Source organism: Pseudoalteromonas sp. CNC9-20 (genome assembly GCF_022347875.1).
GTDB classification, from domain to species: Bacteria; Pseudomonadota; Gammaproteobacteria; order Enterobacterales; family Alteromonadaceae; genus Pseudoalteromonas; species Pseudoalteromonas ruthenica.
Genome location: NZ_JAKRFS010000009.1, coordinates 1 through 17,065 on the forward strand (window position 1 = coordinate 1; position 17,065 = coordinate 17,065).

The following is a 17,065-nucleotide window of genomic DNA, read 5'->3' on the forward strand; positions in this document are numbered from 1 at the left end:
CACCACCGTATACTTTTGCTAGTACGTTAGTGATCGCTGCAGTTAGAGTTGTTTTACCGTGGTCAACGTGGCCGATTGTACCTACGTTTACGTGCGGTTTCGAACGTTCAAACTTTTCTTTTGCCATTTTCAAAATTCCTATAAAGAAATTAAAGTCCGACCCGAAGATCGGACCGAACTCAAATTACTTAACAGCGCGAGCTGCAATAATTCCATCAGCTACATTTTTAGCCGCTTCTGCGTACTTGAGGAATTCCATCGAGTACGAGGCACGACCTTGTGTAGCTGATCGTAAGTCAGTTGCATAACCGAACATTTCTGAAAGTGGTACTTCGGCGTTCACTTGTTTTAAGCCGCCTGGTGCCTCTTCCATTCCTTCGATCATACCGCGACGACGGTTTAGGTCGCCTACAACATCACCCATGTTTGCTTCAGGAGTGATCACTTCTACCTTCATGATAGGCTCTAACAACACGGGGTTCGCTTCAAGCGCGCCGTTACGCATTGCCATTGCACCTGCGATCTTAAAGGCCATTTCGTTGGAGTCGACATCGTGGAACGAGCCATCGAATAACGTCGCTTTAACGCCCAGAAGCGGATAACCAGCAAGAACACCTTGCTCCATCTGCTCGTGGAGACCTTTTTCTACCGCTGGAATATATTCCTTCGGTACAGTACCACCAACGATTTCGTTAACGAACTCGAATGTTGGTGCTTCTTCATCGCTAATATCAAGCGGTTCAAGTTTGACCCAAACATGACCATATTGGCCACGACCACCCGATTGACGAACAAACTTACCCTCAACCTTAACGGCTGAACGAATCGCCTCACGGTAGGCAACCTGAGGTTTACCAACGTTACATTCAACTTTGAATTCACGCTTCATACGGTCGACGATAATATCGAGGTGTAATTCACCCATACCAGAGATAATAGTCTGGCCAGATTCTTCGTCTGTTTGTACGCGGAAAGAAGGATCTTCTGCCGCTAGTTTACCTAGCGCGATACCCATCTTTTCCTGGTCTGCCTTGGTTTTTGGCTCTACCGCAACAGAGATCACCGGCTCTGGGAATTCCATACGCTCTAGCGTAATGATTGCATTCCCGTCACACAGGGTATCACCTGTTGTTACGTCTTTGAGACCAATCGCAGCGGCGATATCGCCGGCACGAACTTCTTTGATCTCTTCACGTGAGTTTGAGTGCATCTGGACGATACGACCGAAGCGCTCACGCTTTGATTTAACTGGGTTATATACCGTGTCACCCTGGGCAACTGTGCCTGAGTACACACGGAAGAAGGTTAGCGTGCCTACGAACGGGTCGGTAGCAATTTTAAAGGCCAATGCTGAGAAAGGCGCTTTGTCATCTGCTGGACGCGTGTCTTCAGTCTCGCCATCATCAAGAACACCTTGAATCGGTTTAACTTCGGTAGGTGAAGGCATGTATTCAATCACGGCATCAAGCATCGCTTGTACGCCTTTGTTCTTGAACGCACTGCCGCAGCTCATCAGCACAATTTCATTGCTTAGAGTACGGGCACGAAGGCCTTGCTTGACCTCAGCTTCGCTGAGCTCACCTTCTTCTAAATATTTGTCCATTAGCTCTTCATTGGCCTCAGCCGCCGCTTCAACGAGTAGTGAGCGGTATTCTTCGGCTTGGTCTTGAAGCTCTGCCGGGATCTCCTCAAACGTGAATGACATCCCCTGGTCTGCTTCGTTCCAGTTGATGGCTTTCATCTTGATAAGATCGATTACACCTTTAAAGTCTTCTTCAGCGCCAATAGGCAGCTGAATCGGAACAGGAGTTGCACCCAGACGGGTTTTCACCTGATCTACAACCGACAAAAAGTCGGCGCCAATACGGTCCATTTTATTTACGAAGATCATGCGTGGAACTTCGTATTTATTGGCCTGACGCCAGACTGTTTCTGTCTGTGGCTGTACACCTGATGAAGCACAAAGCACGACAACAGCACCATCAAGTACTCGTAGTGAGCGCTCAACTTCAATAGTGAAGTCTACGTGCCCTGGAGTATCGATGATATTGATGCGATGGTCGTCAAATTGCGCGTCCATCCCTTTCCAGAAACAAGTGGTCGCAGCAGACGTGATAGTAATACCACGCTCCTGCTCTTGCTCCATCCAGTCCATAGTTGCAGCACCATCGTGTACCTCACCAATTTTGTGAGATAGGCCCGTGTAAAAAAGTACACGTTCCGTCGTGGTGGTTTTACCTGCATCTACGTGAGCACAAATACCGATATTGCGGTAGCGCTCAATTGGAGTTGTACGTGCCATATAATCCTCTTAAAGGTTAAGGACAGATTACCAACGGTAATGAGCGAATGCTTTGTTCGCTTCAGCCATACGGTGAACGTCTTCACGTTTCTTAACCGCAGTGCCTTTGTTATCAGCTGCGTCGATCATCTCTTGAGCCAGACGAAGGCCCATAGATTTTTCACCACGCTTACGTGCAGCTTCAACCAACCAACGCATACCTAGTGCGTTGCGGCGAACTGGACGAACTTCAACCGGTACTTGGTACGTTGAACCACCTACACGGCGAGATTTAACCTCTACCTGTGGGCGAACGTTTTCAAGTGCAGATTCAAAGATTTCTAGGTGCGGTTTGCCTGATTTCTCAGCAGCCACGTCTAGCGCACCATATACAATGTTTTCAGCAGTAGACTTTTTGCCGTCAAGCATTACTACGTTGACGAACTTTGCAAGTAATTCTGATCCGAACTTAGGATCTGGAAGAATTTTACGTTGACCTATTACGCGTCTTCTAGGCATTTTATCTCTCCGATTTCTTCAGGTCTGTTTTTTGAACAGATTCCCAAAACTAATATTTATTAAAACTTAAGTGCTTGGCCTTACTAACGGAGAACCATTAGCCCTTAGGACGTTTTGCACCGTACTTAGAACGACCTTGTTTACGGTCATTTACGCCGGCACAGTCAAGTGCACCGCGAACAGTGTGGAAACGTACACCTGGTAAGTCTTTAACACGACCACCACGGATAAGGATTACACTGTGCTCTTGAAGGTTGTGGCCTTCACCACCGATGTAAGATGTTACTTCGAAACCGTTCGTTAGACGAACACGGGCTACTTTACGTAGAGCCGAGTTTGGTTTCTTAGGAGTAGTGGTATATACACGAGTACATACACCACGCTTTTGTGGACATGCCTTAAGCGCGGCTGAGTTACTAGTTGTAACCTTGCTGCGACGTGGCTTGCGCACTAGCTGGTTAATAGTTGCCATCAAATAGCTCCTGATGAAAAATTAAAGTTACTACTGAAATTAAAAATTCCGCCCAATTTACACACTGCGATAACACCAGCGAGTAAAAGGGTGGCGGAATTTTAATGAGCAAAGTTTAGCCTGTCAACCAAAACAACGCCGAGAGCGGTATTATACCGCCCTCAGCGTGACTTAATTATGAAATTAAGTAACCTTAGTCTTGGTCACCAGACAAATCTGCATTAAGCGCATCAGTCAGTGCTTGGGTTGCTTCCTCGGCACTTACTGTTGGCTCAAGCAGTTCCTCTGCATTCTGTTTGCGACGATTTTGACGATCTTGGTGATACGCAAAGCCAGTACCGGCTGGGATCAAACGACCCACAATTACGTTCTCTTTCAGACCGCGAAGTTCATCGCTCTTACCATTTACAGCGGCTTCAGTTAGGACACGTGTGGTCTCCTGGAACGAGGCTGCTGAAATGAATGATTCGGTTGCCAATGACGCTTTGGTAATACCCATTAGCTGAATTTCATACTTCGCTGGGATCTTACCTTCGGCCTCAAGTTCACGGTTTGCGATGCTTACGCGTGCAACTTCAACCTGTTCACCGGCTAGGAATTCAGTGTCGCCACCGTCAAGGATGATACATTTACGTAGCATCTGACGAATAACAGTTTCGATGTGCTTATCGTTAATCTTTACACCTTGCAGACGGTAAACGTCTTGCACTTCATTAACGATGTAGTTAGCAACATCGGTCACACCACGTAGACGAAGGATATCATGTGGAGACTCTGGACCATCGGCGATTACTTCACCTTTGCTCACTGTCTCACCTTCGAACACGTTAAGCTGGCGCCACTTTGGAATCATCTCTTCGTATGCATCACCTTCCGCTGGGGTGATTACAAGACGCTTCTTACCTTTGGTTTCTTTACCAAAGCTTACCGTACCTGAGATCTCCGCTAGGATAGCTGGGTCTTTCGGCTTACGCGCTTCGAATAGGTCAGCAACACGTGGTAGACCACCGGTAATATCACGAGTTTTCGAACCTTCTTGCGGGATACGTGCAAGCACATCACCTGGGTTCACCGTAGCGCCATCGCTCACCTCAATGGTGGTGAATGACGGTAGGCGAATCTCTTGCAGGCCGCGCTCTTCATTCTCAATGATAAGCTTAGGCTCTTTCGCATTCACCTTAGCGAGGTCTTTAACAACCACACGCGTTAGACCAGTCAACTCGTCGGTCTGAGCTTCGGTGTTAGAGTCATCGATATCGCTGAACGATACTTTTGACTCGTGCTCGATGATGATTGGGTGACTGTGCGGGTCCCACATCGCTACGATGTCGTTGCCTTTCACTTCGGCACCATCTTGTACCGTTAACACTGCACCGTAAGGTACTTTATAACGCTCTTTCTCACGACCATGCTCATCAATGATGGTGATCTCGGTAGAACGTGAAGTGATAACGATCTTGCCTTCTGAATTCAACACATATTTCGCATTGTGAAGTTTCAGACGACCGTTGTTTTTAACTTGTACGCTGTTTTCTGCAGATGCCCGCGATGCTGCACCACCGATGTGGAAGGTACGCATGGTAAGCTGTGTACCTGGCTCACCGATTGACTGTGCTGCAATAACACCGACCGCTTCACCTGGGTTGATGATATGGCCACGAGCCAAGTCACGACCGTAACATTTAGCACATACACCAAAGTCATTGTCACAGGTGATAACAGAACGAACACGTACTTCATCCACTGAGTGCTCTTCAAGTAGGTCACACAGCTTCTCGTCAAGCATGATGTTACGCTCAACCAACACTTCCTCAGTGCCTGGCTTAAGTACGTCTTCAGCAACTACACGGCCTAGTACACGCTCGCGTAGCGGCTCCACCACGTCACCACCTTCAATGAGTGGCTTCATAGTTAGACCATCTTCCGTGCCACAGTCGCTCTCATTGATTACCAAGTCTTGCGCTACGTCTACGAGACGACGCGTTAGGTAACCCGAGTTCGCTGTCTTCAATGCGGTATCGGCAAGACCTTTACGCGCACCGTGCGTTGAGATGAAGTACTGAAGTACGTTTAGACCTTCACGGAAGTTCGCGGTAATTGGCGTTTCGATGATTGAACCATCTGGACGAGCCATTAGACCACGCATACCCGCTAGCTGACGAATCTGAGCGGCACTACCCCGTGCGCCCGAGTCGGCCATCATAAACACTGAGTTGAATGAGTCTTGCTCTTCTTCGTTACCTTCAGCATTGACGACAGTGTCTTTCGATAAGTTCGCCATCATTTCGCGTGATAAGTTTTCGTTCACACGTGACCAAATATCGATAACTTTGTTGTACTTCTCACCCGCTGTTACAAGACCAGACTGGAACTGTTGGTTGATTTCGGCAACCTCAGCTTCCGCTGCATCGATGATCTCGGTTTTAACTGGTGGGATTTCCATGTCGTTGATGCCGATTGATACACCCGATTTCATCGCATAGTGGAAACCGGTGTACATCACTTGGTCAGCAAACACTACGGTGTCTTTCAAGCCTAGACGACGGTAACACTCATTAAGCATACCGGAGATTTGCTTCTTACCTAACGCACGGTTAACCAGTGAGAAAGGTAAGCCTTTAGGCATGATCAACGAGAAAATAGCACGACCGACAGTGGTATCGATAACGCCGGTCACTTCTTCAGTGCTGCCGTCTTCTTCGATTACTGTTTCTGTCATCCGTACTTTTACTCGGGCATGTAGCTCGGCAGTACCAGTACGATAGGCTTTTTCAGCTTCTTTCGCGTCTTTAAATACCAGGCCTTCACCTTTGGCATTAATGCGGTCACGGGTCATGTAGTAAAGACCCAAAACAACGTCCTGTGAAGGTACGATGATTGGCTCACCGTTCGCAGGCGAAAGAATGTTGTTGGTTGACATCATCAACGCGCGTGCTTCTAGCTGCGCTTCTAGCGTTAATGGTACGTGAACTGCCATTTGGTCACCGTCGAAGTCAGCATTATACGCCGCACACACCAATGGGTGCAGGTGAATCGCTTTACCTTCGATAAGTACCGGCTCAAACGCCTGGATACCCAAACGGTGAAGGGTTGGTGCACGGTTAAGTAGCACTGGGTGTTCACGAATAACTTCGTCTAGTACGTCCCAAACCTCTGGTACTTCGCGCTCAACCATCTTCTTCGCAGCTTTGATGGTTGTCGCCATACCACGGCGCTCAAGTTTGCCGTAGATGAAAGGCTTGAATAGCTCAAGAGCCATTTTCTTAGGCAGACCACACTGGTGTAGTTTCAGTGTAGGACCTACGGTAATTACAGAACGGCCTGAGTAGTCAACACGCTTACCAAGAAGGTTTTGGCGGAAACGACCTTGCTTACCTTTGATCATGTCTGCAAGCGACTTAAGTGGACGCTTGTTAGAACCGGTAATAGCACGACCACGACGACCGTTATCAAGGAGCGCATCGACCGCTTCTTGCAGCATACGCTTTTCGTTGCGTACGATGATGTCTGGCGCGGCTAAATCGAGAAGACGCTTCAAACGGTTGTTACGGTTGATCACACGACGATAAAGGTCGTTTAGATCTGACGTCGCAAAACGACCGCCGTCTAGTGGTACAAGTGGACGTAGATCAGGTGGCAGCACTGGAAGAACGCTCATTACCATCCACTCAGGGTTGTTACCTGACTGGTGGAATGATTCCATCAACTTCAAACGCTTGGTAATTTTCTTACGCTTAGTTTCAGAGTTGATAGTTGGTAGCTCTTCGCGCATTTCTGCAATCAGCTGACCTAGGTCGAGTTCTTTAAGAAGATCAAGTACAGCTTCTGCACCCATCTTCGCTTCAAATTCATCACCGTGCTCTTCAAGAGCATCAAGGTACTCTTCTTCACCTAAAAGCTGACCACGCTCAAGCGTCGTCATACCAGGTTCGGTTACCACGAATGATTCGAAGTACAGCACACGCTCGATGTCACGAAGCGTCATATCAAGCATTAGGCCGATACGCGATGGCAGTGATTTTAGGAACCAAATGTGTGCCACTGGGCTTGCCAGCTCAATGTGACCCATACGGTCACGACGCACTTTGGTTAGCGTTACTTCAACGCCACACTTTTCACAAATAACACCACGGTGCTTCAAGCGCTTGTATTTACCACACAAACACTCGTAATCTTTCACTGGGCCGAAAATACGGGCACAGAATAAGCCGTCACGCTCAGGCTTGAAAGTACGGTAGTTAATGGTCTCAGGTTTCTTTACTTCACCATATGACCATGAACGCACCATGTCCGGCGAAGCAAGACCAATGCGAATTGCATCGAATTCTTCGGTCTTATTTTGTTGCTTCAGAAACTTAAGTAAGTCTTTCACCTTAGCTCTCCTGTCGGAGGTTAATCTCGAGGGCGGCAAGCCGCCCATTTATTTGTTCGCAGGTTTGGGCGCCTTGCGCCCGACCGGCTTATTCTTCTTCCAGCTCGATGTTGATACCGAGTGAACGGATTTCTTTCAACAATACGTTGAATGATTCTGGCATACCCGGTTCCATCTTGTGGTTACCGTCAACGATGTTCTTATACATCTTAGTACGACCATTCACATCATCCGACTTCACAGTCAACATCTCTTGCAGGGTATAAGCCGCGCCGTACGCTTCTAGTGCCCAGACTTCCATCTCACCGAAGCGCTGACCACCGAACTGTGCTTTACCACCTAGCGGCTGCTGCGTTACTAGGCTGTATGAGCCAGTAGAACGCGCGTGCATCTTGTCATCAACAAGGTGGTTCAGTTTCAGCATGTACATGTAACCAACCGTTACTTGACGCTCAAACTGATCGCCAGTACGACCATCATACAGCGTTACCTGACCGCTTGATGGGTAACCACCGAGCTCCAACATTTCCTTGATTTCGCTTTCGCGAGCACCGTCAAATGCAGGAGTAGCAATCGGTAGACCGCCTTTTAGATTCTCTGCTAGGCGACGAACTTCGTCATCAGAGAAGCTAGCGATGTCTACTTGCTGGCGACATTCCCCCAGTTCGTAAGCTTTCTTGATGAATTCACGCAGTTCGTGAAGCTCACGCTGCTCTTTCATCATTTCTTCAATACGCTCACCGATACCGCGTGCCGCAAGACCCATGTGAGTCTCTAGGATCTGACCGATGTTCATACGCGATGGTACGCCCAGCGGGTTCAATACGATATCAACGGTACGGCCTTTCTCATCGTAAGGCATGTCTTCTACAGGTACGATAGTCGAGATAACACCTTTGTTACCGTGACGACCCGCCATCTTATCACCTGGCTGGATGCGACGTTTAACCGCGAGGTAAACCTTCACAATCTTCAATACGCCTGGCGCTAAGTCATCACCTTGAGTGATCTTGCGACGTTTCGTTTCAAACTTCTTATCGTACTCAGCTTTAAGCTCATCGTACTGCGCTGCTAGTTGCTCAAGTTCTGCTTGCTTGCCTTCATCAGCTAGGCTTTGTGTTAATAGCTTATCAGCAGCGAGGCCTTCTAGGCTGGCTGCATCCATGCCTGCGCCGGTCAATAGACCACGAGCACGGCTTAACACACCTTCTTCAAGGATCTTGAACTCTTCGTTGAAGTCTTTCTTCGCTTCACGAAGCTGCATTTCTTCGATTTCAAGCGCACGTTTGTCTTTTTCTACACCGTCACGGGTGAAGACTTGTACGTCGATCACGGTACCTGACACTGAGTTTGGTACACGTAGCGAGCTGTCTTTAACGTCAGACGCTTTCTCACCAAAGATGGCACGCAGTAGCTTCTCTTCTGGCGTAAGCTGAGTTTCACCTTTAGGTGTTACTTTACCTACTAAAATGTCGCCGCCTTTCACTTCTGCACCGATGTAAACAACGCCAGACTCATCTAGCTTGCCCAGTGCAGACTCACCCACGTTCGGGATATCAGCGGTGATTTCTTCCGGCCCAAGCTTAGTATCACGAGCAATACACTGAAGCTCTTGGATGTGGATAGTCGTTAGACGATCTTCTTTTACAACATTCTCTGAAAGGAGGATTGAATCCTCGAAGTTGTAACCATTCCAAGGCATGAATGCCACGCGTAAGTTTTGACCTAACGCCAAGTCGCCAAGGTCTGTTGACGGACCATCAGCAAGTACGTCACCACGTACAATTGGCTCACCAACCATACAAGTTGGCTTTTGGTTAATACAGGTGTTCTGGTTAGAACGGGTGTACTTAGTTAGGTTGTAGATGTCGATACCCGCTTCGCCAGGTACACGCTCATCTTCATTTACGTTGATAACGATACGGCTCGCATCAGCGTAATCAACCACACCACCACGCTTAGCAACGATAGTTACACCTGAGTCTTTCGCAAGTGTAAGTTCGATACCTGTACCTACTAGTGGCTTATCAGCACGTAGTGTCGGTACAGCCTGACGTTGCATGTTCGATCCCATCAATGCACGGTTCGCATCATCGTGCTCTAGGAATGGGATAAGCGCAGCAGCGACTGAAATAACCTGTTGTGGCGAAACGTCCATATACTGGATGTCATCGCGCGGCATCAAGGTCGACTCACCTTTGTGACGGCAAGTAATCAGTTCTTCTACAAATCCGTTGTCATCGTTTAAGTCAGCATTTGCCTGAGCAATAACGAACTGACCTTCTTCGATAGCAGAAAGGTAATCAACCTCGTCGGTAACCGCACCATCAACCACTTTACGGTAAGGTGTTTCTAGGAAACCAAAGTCATTGGTACGTGCATACGTAGACAACGAGTTAATTAGACCGATGTTTGGACCTTCAGGCGTTTCGATTGGACATACGCGACCGTAGTGCGTTACGTGTACGTCACGTACCTCGAAGCCTGCACGCTCACGCGTAAGACCACCCGGACCTAATGCAGAAATACGACGCTTGTGCGTAACTTCTGATAGCGGGTTGTTTTGGTCCATAAATTGAGAAAGCTGTGATGAACCAAAGAACTCTTTCACCGCTGCCGAAATTGGCTTGGCGTTGATAAGGTCTTGCGGCATGATGGCATCAAGGTCACCAAGGCTTAGACGCTCACGTACAGCACGCTCAACACGAACTAGACCGACACGGAATTGGTTTTCTGCCATTTCGCCTACAGAGCGGATACGACGGTTACCAAGGTGGTCGATGTCATCAACATCGCCTTTACCGTTACGGATATCGATAAGCACTTTCATCACGGCAACGATGTCTTCTTTAGACAAAGTACCTGGGCCTTCGTCGGTGTCATAACCAACGCGGCTGTTGAACTTCATACGACCTACGGTTGATAGATCATAGCGCTCATCGGTAAAGAATAAGTTTTCAAATAGCGCTTCTGCAGCTTCTTTTGTCGGCGGCTCACCTGGGCGCATCATGCGGTAGATTTCTACTAAGGCCTCAAGGCGATTTGTAGTTGAGTCGATACGAACGGTATCTGACATGTAAGAGCCACTGTCTACTTCATTGATATATAAAGTAGCAATTTCGGTGTGACCTGCTTTAACAAGCTCAGCCATTAGCTCAAGCGATAGTTCATCGTTGGCATTGGCGATTACTTCACCTGTTGACTCATCAACATAGTTTTTCGCTAATACTCGACCGATGACATACTCATGCGGTACTTCTAGCTGCTTGATGCCTTTTTTCTCGATGCTCTTGATGTGACGCGCAGTAATACGACGGCCTTGTTCTACCAAGACTTCGCCATCTTCGCCTTTAATGTCAAAGGCTGCGGTTTCACCACGTAGACGCGCAGGCACAAGCTCCATAAGAACTTTACCGTCACTCACCTCAAAGGTAGTGGTTTCAAAGAAGATATTAAGAATTTCTTCTGTTGAGTAATCAAGTGCGCGCAAAATGATCGACGACGGCAACTTACGGCGACGGTCGATACGTACGTAGAGATTATCTTTAGCGTCGAATTCAAAGTCGAGCCATGAACCACGGTAAGGAATAACGCGAGCGTTATAAAGCACCTTACCAGAGGAGTGCGTTTTACCGCGGTCGTTATCAAAGAATACACCAGGTGAACGGTGTAGCTGAGAAACGATAACACGCTCAGTACCATTGATAACAAAGGTACCTGTGTCAGTCATGAGCGGAATTTCGCCCATGTAAACTTCTTGCTCTTTGATGTCTTTAACTGTGCCGGGTGCTTCTTTGTCCATAAGCACAAGACGAAGTTTTACGCGAAGTGGAGCAGAATAAGTCACACCGCGGATTTGACATTCTTTAACATCGAACACTGGCTCACCAATACGATAACTTACGTATTGAAGCTCAGAGTTGCCCGAATAGCTTTTAATCGGGAAAACGGAGCGGAAGGCAGCTTCCAAACCGAAATCGCCGTCAGCGTCCGGAGTTAAGAATTTTTTAAACGATTCTAACTGCATTTGCAGTAAGAAAGGTACGTCCAAAACCTGTGGACGTTTACCAAAATCCTTACGGATACGTTTCTTTTCAGAATAAGAGTAAGCCATGGGGTTCCTCAGCTTGCTGATCTTTGACCCTACCTGTTCTTGTAAGAACAGACATAACTGGCATCTATGCCAATATTTACAACATTTAGAATTGTTGTTCCTAAATGTCACTGCTATTGCCAATGAAGTTGCATAACCAATTGAAAATAAAAGTGAAATTTAGGTTTAGAGCACCCTGGAGCAAATTTTCGCTCTATAGCGCAAAAGGGCCGGTGATTAAATAATCACCAGCCCTTGCCTGATTACTCAGGCAGCGAACCTAGCATACGCTAGATTACTTGATCTCAACTTCAGCACCAGCTTCTTCAAGATCTTTCTTAAGTGCTTCAGCTTCTTCCTTAGAAACACCTTCTTTGATAGGTGCAGGAGCTGATTCAACAAGTGCTTTAGCTTCTTTAAGGCCAAGACCTGTTGCGCCACGTACCGCTTTGATAGCAGCAACTTTGTTACCGCCAGCGCCAGCTAGGATTACGTCGAACTCAGTCTTCTCTTCAGCAGCTTCAGCAGGACCCGCAGCAACAACAGCAGCAGCTGCAGTTACGCCGAATTTTTCTTCCATTGCTTCAACTAGTTCAACAACTTCCATTACTGACATTTCAGCAATAGCGTCAAGGATTTGGTCTTTAGTTACAGACATTATAAATTTCCTAATATTCTCGAACCCGAGGGTTCATTAAATTCATTACACCGATAAAGAACAATAGCTTATAAATAAAAATTAAGCAGCTTGTTCTTGTTTCTGGTCGCGAACTGCAGCAAGAGTTTTTGCCAACTTGCCTGCAGAAGCTTCTTTCATAGCGCTCATTAGACGTGCAACTGCTTCGTCGTATGTAGGTAGCTTAGCTAGCATATCTACATCTACGATTTCACCGTCAAATACAGCCGTTTTAAGCTCAAATGCTTCGTTACTCTTTGCGAAATCTGTGAAGATACGCGCTGCAGCACCTGGGTGCTCAGAAGAGAAAGCGATTAGGCTAGGGCCTACTAGTGAATCGTTAAGACACTCGTAATCAGTCCCTTCGATAGCGCGTTTAGCTAGAGTGTTACGAACGACTTTCATCCATACACCTGCTTCACGAGCTTCTTTACGAAGTGAAGTGATAGCGTCAACAGTTACACCACGAGAATCTGCAACTACTGCAGATAGAGCACCTTTGGCAGCTTCGTTGACTTCAGCAACAATTGCTTTTTTGTCTTGAAGATTTAAAGCCATGGGTGTTACTCCTGGTTCAGTGAGATACCGAAATACCTCAGTTTTACTCTACTCCATCATCATGACGGAGCTGCTTGTTACGGCGAGAGCCAGAAGATTAGGAAAAATCTAGCTGGGATTCACACCGTCTACGTAGGAAATTAAGCAATACGTGACTGCACCTACGGTCTTGGACGGAAGCCAACAACGTTGGCTTCAACCCGAATTCGTTGATTGTTGAGTTCAATACTCAACAAAATGGCGCGAAATTATAGTATAAAAATCGCGCCACGTAAACTCCTAAATTACGCTACTTGCGTGCTTAGTGAGTTTTGGTCAACAGCAACACCTGCGCCCATAGTAGTCGAGATGCTTACTTTCTTGATGTAAGTACCTTTTGCTTGTGAAGGCTTAGCCTTCTTAAGCGCTACGATAAGAGACTCAAGGTTTTGTTGTAGCTGTTCAGCAGTGAAGTCAACTTTACCAATGGTAGAGTGAACGATACCGTTCTTGTCGTTGCGGTAACGAACCTGACCCGCTTTCGCGTTTTTAACTGCTTCAGCAACATTAGGTGTTACAGTACCAGTTTTAGGGTTAGGCATAAGACCACGTGGACCTAGGATTTGACCTAGTTGACCAACAACGCGCATTGCATCTGGAGAAGCAACAACAACGTCAAAGTCCATCTCGCCAGCTTTTACTTTGTCAGCAAGATCTTCCATACCTACGATATCCGCGCCAGCTTCTTTAGCTGCGTCTGCATTAGCACCTGAAGTGAATACAGCAACGCGAACGTCACGACCAGTACCATTTGGAAGTACAGTCGCACCACGTACGTTTTGGTCAGATTTACGTGCATCGATACCAAGGTTAACAGCAACGTCAACACTTTCAACGAACTTAGCAGTTGCTAGCTCTTTTAGAAGTGCAACAGCTTCGTTGATTTCGTAATCTTTAGTGACATCCACTTTTTCGCGGATAGTACGCATACGTTTAGTTAATTTTGCCATTATCTTAGTCCTCTACGTTCAAGCCCATTGCACGCGCAGAACCTGCGATAGTGCGTACCGCAGCGTCCATATCAGCCGCTGTAAGGTCAGGTTTCTTCATCTCAACGATCTCTTCAAGTTGAGCACGAGTAACTGTACCCACTTTTTCAGTGTTAGGACGGCCTGAACCAGACTTAATGCCTGCAGCTTTCTTAAGTAGGTAAGCAGCAGGTGGCGTTTTCATGTCAAACGTGAAAGAACGGTCATTGTAAACAGAGATGATTACAGGAACCGGAGCGCCTTTCTCTAGAGACTCTGTACGAGCGTTGAACGCTTTACAGAATTCCATGATGTTTACACCGTGTTGACCTAGAGCAGGACCTACTGGTGGACTAGGGTTAGCCATACCAGCAGCAACTTGTAGCTTGATTAAAGCTTCAACTTTTTTAGCCATGATTATACCTCGTTAGGTGGGTCTTAGCCTCGTGCGCGCGAGGACGCGTACTCAAACGGCTTCCCAATTAATAAAAAACCTATTTTGCAGCCAGCATTTTCAGCTGCTACAAAAAGGCCGCTGATTATAAGTTAGTCAGCGGCCTTTTTCAACATTAGTTTGCGTGTTTTACGAGCAACTTACTTGTCTTGTTCAACCTGACCAAATTCAAGTTCAACAGGGGTAGAACGACCGAAGATAAGTACTGATACTTTCAAGCGGCTTTTCTCGTAATCCACTTCTTCAACCACACCGTTGAAATCAGCAAATGGGCCATCAATAACACGAACCACTTCACCTGCTTCAAACAAGGTGGCTGGCTTCGGCGCTTCAGCATTTTCTTCGAGACGATTAAGAATGCGGTCGGCTTCGCGCTTGCTGATTGGTGCTGGACGATCAGAAGTACCACCAATGAAACCCATCACGCGAGGGGTGCTGTTCACTAGGTGCCAGCTCTCATCATTCATGTCCATTTCTACCAGTACGTAACCTGGGAAAAATTTACGTTCTGATTTGCGCTTTTGACCGGCGCGCATTTCCACTACTTCTTCAGTTGGCACCAACACCTCTCCAAAGCTATCTTCAAGGCCTTGGATTTTGATGTGCTCTTTGATGGTTTGCGCAACACGCTTCTCAAAACCTGAGAAAGCCTGGATTACATACCAACGTAATTTCTTTTCTTTGTTCTCATCCGTCATGGGATTAGATCTCCAATCCAGTTAAAAAGCCCACTAGGCGGAATAAAATTCCGTCCAATCCCCACAAGATAAGCGCCATAATCACTGTCGCGATCATCACGATAAATGTTGTGTGTGTGGTTTCTTGGCGTGTTGGCCAAACAACTTTGCGTACTTCGATGCGAGCTTCTTTCGCAAACGAGATGAAGGAGCGACCTTTGCCTGTCGTTGCCGCAATACCCAGGGCAACGGCGATTGCAGCAACCACGCCAATAGCTCGAATTAACGCAGACTCTTCACCATACATGGTGTTGCCTACTACTGCTGCTGCCAGCAACGCAATGGCGATAAGCCATTTTACCAAGTCCATCGGGCTTGACGAGTTTTCTACATTTGCACTCATAATCCTAATACCTTAAATACAGACACAACAACCCCGTCACACGACAGGGTAAATCTATCCAAATCTAACCTTAAAAACATGCTTTAAAACAGATTTTTAGACTTAGACTTGTCTGTGAAAAGTGGCAGGGGCGGAGAGATTCGAACTCCCAACCGTCGGTTTTGGAGACCGCTGTTCTACCAATTGGAACTACGCCCCTGCAAAGTGGATGCCCATTATACTGACCAGTGACGCTAAAACAAGAGCAAAACAAAGGCCACCGAAAATTAATTTAGAGGTAGTGGCTGTGATTTATTTAGCGCTGTAAAGCTGTAATGGCTCATGCGTGCCTTGCCAGTCGGTTAATAGCCAAATTTGTTCGAATGGATGACCAGGGGCAAGGACCAACTGCGGCTTTACTTCAAGAAAGTCTTGATGATGCCAAAGCGTGCTAGCATTACGAATTAGCAGCCATACGCGCTTGCTGTCATAACGTTTGGCGGCCTTGGCACTGAGTAGTTTAGAGAGTGCATAGCGCAGCTGCTCTGTATCTGGGTTTAGTGCCAACTGCGCCAGTTGGCGTTGTATATCAAGGCTCAAAGGTCGACCAAGCACGGCCATCGCTTCATGCTCGTTGGCATACAAATGCGCAATCTCTATATCTAAGCGCTCACTTTCCATGTAGCAACTGACATCGGGCTTCGCTGGTTGATTGTGCCAAATATGGCGCATCGGAATATGATAATAGCGCTCATAGGCGCGCAGAAAGCGTCGCGCAGCATCATGCTCTAGCGCTATTTTTTCCGCTTCACTGTCACTCATAACACTTTGTACAACTCACCCAGTAATGATGATGCCCCGAAACGAAAGTTAAAAGGCGTCAACCATGCTCCACCCATAGTGTTTACCGCCATATCCAGATATAACTGCGCTTGGCTTAGGTTTTTTACGCCACCAGAGACTTTAACACCCACTGCTCGTTCACTGTTCGCAACTTCGTCAAAAATCACCGCGACGGCCTCTGGCGTCGCGTTGATCGCCACTTTCCCGGTGCTGGTTTTAATAAAGTCGGCGCCGCCGGCTATGGCAATGCGACTGGCAATACGTACTTGCGACAAGCTCAATTCGCCACTTTCAATAATCACCTTTAGCTTCGCTTTATTGGCACAGAGTTCACGGCTTTGACGTACATAATCCAAAGCTTTTTGCTCGTCGCCCTGCTGCAACGCTCGATAAGGTAGCACCAAGTCAATTTCATTGGTGCCTAATTGCAGCGCTTCGCGCGTCTGCGCCAAAACAGTGGTCAAATCCTCGTCACCAGTTGGAAAGTTGGTCACTGTGGCCAACGGAAGTTGTTGTAAGTTGCGATTATCGAGCTCGCGACGGGTTAGCTGCAACCATTGTGGGTAGACGCACAGCGCTGCAGGCAGTGCATAAGCGGTATTAATTTGCGCCACGAATTGACACATTGCATCCTCACTGTCGTGCTCTTGCAGTCGGGTGTAATCTAAACAAGCGAGCGCTAACTGCGCATCGTGAACGTCACTCATGGTCATCTCCTGGTCCTGCGCTTA

14 protein-coding genes and 1 tRNA gene are annotated in these 17,065 nt (G+C 47.3%); all 15 read right to left on the reverse strand.

The window, feature by feature from the left end:
• Positions 1–127: GTP-binding protein (locus MHM89_RS17935; protein WP_228553369.1), on the reverse strand; the 127-nt coding region annotated here is incomplete at its 3' end.
• A gap of 57 nt (positions 128–184) precedes the next feature.
• A complete protein-coding gene (fusA, locus tag MHM89_RS17940; protein WP_239409394.1) occupies positions 185–2,302 on the reverse strand; it encodes an elongation factor G in 2,118 nt (705 codons plus the stop codon).
• Positions 2,303–2,329: 27 nt separating this feature from the next.
• A complete protein-coding gene (rpsG, locus tag MHM89_RS17945; protein WP_022944284.1) occupies positions 2,330–2,800 on the reverse strand; it encodes a 30S ribosomal protein S7 in 471 nt (156 codons plus the stop codon).
• Between the two features lie 97 nt (positions 2,801–2,897).
• Entirely contained in the window at positions 2,898–3,272 is a 375-nt protein-coding gene (gene rpsL / locus MHM89_RS17950; RefSeq protein ID WP_022944285.1) for a 30S ribosomal protein S12, read from the reverse strand.
• Positions 3,273–3,465: 193 nt separating this feature from the next.
• The gene (rpoC, locus tag MHM89_RS17955; protein ID WP_239409395.1) at positions 3,466–7,644 is read right to left on the reverse strand and encodes a DNA-directed RNA polymerase subunit beta'; all 4,179 of its coding nucleotides are present in this window, start codon (positions 7,642–7,644) and stop codon (positions 3,466–3,468) included.
• Positions 7,645–7,732: 88 nt separating this feature from the next.
• Complete coding sequence (gene rpoB / locus MHM89_RS17960) at positions 7,733–11,758, reverse strand: DNA-directed RNA polymerase subunit beta (RefSeq protein WP_053911724.1); 4,026 nt, start codon at positions 11,756–11,758, stop codon at positions 7,733–7,735.
• 274 nt (positions 11,759–12,032) lie between these two features.
• Positions 12,033–12,395, reverse strand: coding sequence for a 50S ribosomal protein L7/L12 (rplL, locus tag MHM89_RS17965; protein WP_022944288.1), 363 nt, complete (start codon positions 12,393–12,395; stop codon positions 12,033–12,035).
• A gap of 81 nt (positions 12,396–12,476) precedes the next feature.
• Positions 12,477–12,971 (reverse strand): 50S ribosomal protein L10, encoded by a 495-nt coding sequence (gene rplJ, locus MHM89_RS17970; protein WP_022944289.1) that lies wholly within the window; start codon positions 12,969–12,971, stop codon positions 12,477–12,479.
• A gap of 284 nt (positions 12,972–13,255) precedes the next feature.
• Positions 13,256–13,960, reverse strand: a complete 705-nt coding sequence (gene rplA / locus MHM89_RS17975) for a 50S ribosomal protein L1 (RefSeq protein ID WP_022944290.1) — start codon at positions 13,958–13,960, stop codon at positions 13,256–13,258.
• Positions 13,961–13,964: 4 nt separating this feature from the next.
• A complete protein-coding gene (gene rplK, locus MHM89_RS17980; RefSeq protein ID WP_022944291.1) occupies positions 13,965–14,393 on the reverse strand; it encodes a 50S ribosomal protein L11 in 429 nt (142 codons plus the stop codon).
• A 179-nt stretch (positions 14,394–14,572) separates the two neighbouring features.
• Positions 14,573–15,130: a transcription termination/antitermination protein NusG gene (nusG, locus tag MHM89_RS17985; RefSeq protein WP_022944292.1), complete on the reverse strand. Its 558-nt coding sequence runs from the start codon at positions 15,128–15,130 to the stop codon at positions 14,573–14,575.
• A 4-nt stretch (positions 15,131–15,134) separates the two neighbouring features.
• Positions 15,135–15,512 carry a preprotein translocase subunit SecE gene (gene secE / locus MHM89_RS17990; protein WP_022944293.1) on the reverse strand — a complete coding sequence of 126 codons (378 nt, stop codon included), beginning with the start codon at positions 15,510–15,512 and terminating at the stop codon, positions 15,135–15,137.
• Positions 15,513–15,634: 122 nt separating this feature from the next.
• Positions 15,635–15,711 (reverse strand) — tRNA-Trp (locus MHM89_RS17995).
• Between the two features lie 92 nt (positions 15,712–15,803).
• The gene (locus MHM89_RS18000) at positions 15,804–16,313 is read right to left on the reverse strand and encodes a hypothetical protein (protein WP_022944294.1); all 510 of its coding nucleotides are present in this window, start codon (positions 16,311–16,313) and stop codon (positions 15,804–15,806) included.
• Positions 16,310–17,041: a deoxyribose-phosphate aldolase gene (deoC, locus tag MHM89_RS18005; protein ID WP_239409396.1), complete on the reverse strand. Its 732-nt coding sequence runs from the start codon at positions 17,039–17,041 to the stop codon at positions 16,310–16,312. The genes MHM89_RS18000 and deoC overlap by 4 nt, the downstream gene beginning before the upstream one ends.
• Positions 17,042–17,065: the final 24 nt, after the last annotated feature.

What these genes read in the sequence shown, in the direction of transcription:
- rplK (WP_022944291.1), bottom strand. Translation starts at nt 14,393, where the DNA reads ATGGCTAAAAAAGTTGAAGCTTTAATCAAGCTACAAGTTGCTGCTGGT.
- fusA (WP_239409394.1), bottom strand. Translation starts at nt 2,302, where the DNA reads ATGGCACGTACAACTCCAATTGAGCGCTACCGCAATATCGGTATTTGT.
- rpsG (WP_022944284.1), bottom strand. Translation starts at nt 2,800, where the DNA reads ATGCCTAGAAGACGCGTAATAGGTCAACGTAAAATTCTTCCAGATCCT.
- rplJ (WP_022944289.1), bottom strand. Translation starts at nt 12,971, where the DNA reads ATGGCTTTAAATCTTCAAGACAAAAAAGCAATTGTTGCTGAAGTCAAC.
- secE (WP_022944293.1), bottom strand. Translation starts at nt 15,512, where the DNA reads ATGAGTGCAAATGTAGAAAACTCGTCAAGCCCGATGGACTTGGTAAAA.
- rpoB (WP_053911724.1), bottom strand. Translation starts at nt 11,758, where the DNA reads ATGGCTTACTCTTATTCTGAAAAGAAACGTATCCGTAAGGATTTTGGT.
- rpsL (WP_022944285.1), bottom strand. Translation starts at nt 3,272, where the DNA reads ATGGCAACTATTAACCAGCTAGTGCGCAAGCCACGTCGCAGCAAGGTT.
- nusG (WP_022944292.1), bottom strand. Translation starts at nt 15,130, where the DNA reads ATGACGGATGAGAACAAAGAAAAGAAATTACGTTGGTATGTAATCCAG.
- deoC (WP_239409396.1), bottom strand. Translation starts at nt 17,041, where the DNA reads ATGAGTGACGTTCACGATGCGCAGTTAGCGCTCGCTTGTTTAGATTAC.
- MHM89_RS18000 (WP_022944294.1), bottom strand. Translation starts at nt 16,313, where the DNA reads ATGAGTGACAGTGAAGCGGAAAAAATAGCGCTAGAGCATGATGCTGCG.
- rplA (WP_022944290.1), bottom strand. Translation starts at nt 13,960, where the DNA reads ATGGCAAAATTAACTAAACGTATGCGTACTATCCGCGAAAAAGTGGAT.
- rplL (WP_022944288.1), bottom strand. Translation starts at nt 12,395, where the DNA reads ATGTCTGTAACTAAAGACCAAATCCTTGACGCTATTGCTGAAATGTCA.